Genomic DNA, 2,722 nt, shown 5'->3' with positions numbered 1-2,722 from the left:
AGCGGATCACCACGGGTACTACTAACGGCAGCCAACCAGGAGTGGGCACTGGATTTTGCGCACGATGTAGTTGCGGCGGGACGAACCATCCGCGTCTGATCAGCGACACTTATAGTTCCTTGCTGGCGACAATTATTTCTCCTTGTTGGAAGTGAGTTGAGACGATGCGGGAAGCGCTTGGAGAGCGCCTTTCGCATGGTGACAGACCAGCAGATAAGGAGGCTGTACAAATTGTCGAACACAGAGGACACGCAGGCGATAGCGGCGTCGAAGGCCGGGATGGACGTGAAGACGGCGCGGAAGTATCTCCGGGCTCGGCGGCTGCCGAGCGAGATGAAGGCGGAACGGTACTGGCTAACGCGGCCAGACGGATTTGCCGAAGTCTGGCCGGAGATCGTAGAGCAGGTCCGGACGAACCCAGGGCTGGAGGCGAAGACGATCTTTGCGTCGCTGCAACGGAAACATCCGGATCGGTTTTCCGACGGGCAATTGCGCACGCTACAGCGGCGCATCAAGCGGTGGCGAGCGACGGAGGGACCTGCCCAGGAGGTGTACTTCGTCCAGGAGCATCGTGCCGGCGAGTTGTGCGAGTCGGACTTCACGCACCTGACGGAGCTTGGGATCACGATCGGCGGCGAGCGGTTCGCGCATATGCTGTACCACTTTGTGTTGACGTACTCGAACTGGGAGACGGGCACGATCTGCGCTTCTGAGAGCTTCGCCAGCCTGAGCGAGGGACTGCAGAACGCTCTCTGGGAGTTGGGCGGGGTGCCGTTGCTGCATCGCACGGACCGGATGACGGCGGCGGTGAACAACCTGACCGAGCAGGCTGATTTTCAGAAGAACTACCAGACGCTGCTCAGGCACTATGGTCTCGAAGGACGCAGTATCCAGACTGGCCGGCCGAACGAGAACGGCGATGTGGAGCAGCGCCACTACCGTCTTCACCGTGCTCTGGATCAGGCGTTGCTGCTGCGGGGCAGCCGCGACTTCGCGGCGGTCGACGAGTACCGGGCTTTTCTTGGCAAGCTGTTCGAGCAGATCAACAGCGGTCGCAAGGCACGGTTGGCCGAAGAGATGGAGCGGCTTCGTCCTCTGCCGGAGCGGCGTCTGGATACGGCCAAGCGAGTGCGCTCGCGGGTCAACAGCGGGAGCCTGATCGTGGTGGAGCGGAACAGCTACTCGGTCAACAGTCGCCTGATCGGCGAGATCGTGGAAGCGCGTGTCTTCGCTGATCATCTTGAGGTCTGGTACGGTGGCCAGAAGATGGAGCAGTTGCCGCGCCTGCGCGGACGCACGAACTATCGGATCGACTATCGTCACATCATCGACTGGCTGGTGCGCAAGCCCGGTGCGTTCGCCAGCTACCGTTATCGCGAGCACCTGTTCCCGAGCAGTCGCTTCCGTATGGCGTACGACTTGTTGCGGGCGACGATGCCTGGCCACTGTGACCGCCGCTATCTCCAGATACTGGAGCTTGCGGCAAAGCAGGGAGAGGCTCAGGTGGAAGATGCACTCAGGCTCCTTCTGGCAAGCGAACGCGGCCATCAGACGATCGTCGACAAGGATGCGTTCTTGCAGTTTCTGAAACGCTGCGAGCAGGCCCCAGAGATCGTCGACGTTCCTATCCCCGAGGTCGTGCTCAGCAGCTTCGACCAGTTGTTGCGCCACAGCGGCGTTCAGGGCGGTGTGCAATGAGCAACGTCACCGCGGAGTTGACCCAGAACCTGAAACAGCTTCATCTTCCCACCGTGCGGCAGTGCTATGAAGAGGTAGCCCGACAGGCAGAGCGCGAGTCGCTCAGCTATGAGCGCTATCTCCATGAGTTGATCCAACGCGAGTGCGAGGAACGCCAGGAAAACCGTATCGGCAAGATGCTGCGCGAGTCGCAACTACCGCTGGACAAGACGCTGGACGCCTTCGATACGAAACGGCTCCCGGCCAAGGCTGCACGACAGATGCGCTCGCTGCTCGATGGCGGCTTCCTGGATCGGAACGATAACGTCCTCGTCTTCGGCAACCCGGGCTCGGGCAAGACGCACATGCTACAAGCCATCAGTCAGGAACTGGTCCGCGGGGGACGCCGCATGCTCTTCGCCACCTGCGAGATGCTGGTGCAGGATCTGCTGATCGCCAAGCGCGATCTCAAGCTGAGCCGTCTGATCAAGCGGTACTCGCGTTATGAAGGGATGGTGATCGACGATCTCGGCTACATACGCCAGACCCGGGAAGAGATGGAGGTCGTCTTCACGCTTCTGGCCGAGCGCTATGAACGAGGCAGCGTGCTGTTGACGAGCAACCTGCCTTTTTCCAAGTGGGAGGGGATCTTCAAAGACCCGATGACAACAGCGGCCGCCATCGATCGGCTGGTGCACCACAGCGTGATCGTCGAGCTCAACGTCCCCAGCTATCGGCTGGAACAGGCACGCCACAACGTCCAGGCAGGCGACCAACCCATCCCCGAACACCCTTCGGATGAACCGGCTTCCGGCTCCGGGCTTCGCCCTCCGCCTCCAGCCGGTTCACCCGAGCTCCACAAAGATGTCGTCAGCAGTTGATGGCGGTAGATGTCGTTCGTAGGGAGAAATAACTGTCGTCAAAGCGAAAGAGTAGTTGACGCTGAACACGCGTCCTAAGCATCATCGATGCCTTCACCCGCGAGTGTCTTGCTCTTGAAGTGGATACAGGTTTTGCGAGCCGGCGGGTTACTCGTGTGCTTGAC

At 60.5% G+C, this 2,722-nt stretch carries 2 protein-coding genes; both read left to right on the top strand.

The window, feature by feature from the left end; genetic code table 11:
- Positions 1-231 precede the first annotated feature (231 nt).
- Positions 232-1,698, top strand: coding sequence for an IS21 family transposase (istA, locus tag GSQ94_RS06110; RefSeq protein WP_256369962.1), 1,467 nt, complete (start codon positions 232-234; stop codon positions 1,696-1,698).
- Complete coding sequence (istB, locus tag GSQ94_RS06105; protein ID WP_158942561.1) at positions 1,695-2,558, top strand: IS21-like element helper ATPase IstB; 864 nt, start codon at positions 1,695-1,697, stop codon at positions 2,556-2,558. The genes istA and istB overlap by 4 nt, the downstream gene beginning before the upstream one ends.
- The last annotated feature ends 164 nt before the right edge of the window (positions 2,559-2,722 follow it).

It is taken from the genome of Granulicella sp. S190 (genome assembly GCF_009766095.1).
Taxonomy (GTDB): domain Bacteria; phylum Acidobacteriota; class Terriglobia; order Terriglobales; family Acidobacteriaceae; genus Edaphobacter.
This window is presented reverse-complemented; position numbering and strand designations above follow the sequence as displayed.

What these genes read in the sequence shown, in the direction of transcription:
- istB (WP_158942561.1), top strand. Translation starts at nt 1,695, where the DNA reads ATGAGCAACGTCACCGCGGAGTTGACCCAGAACCTGAAACAGCTTCAT.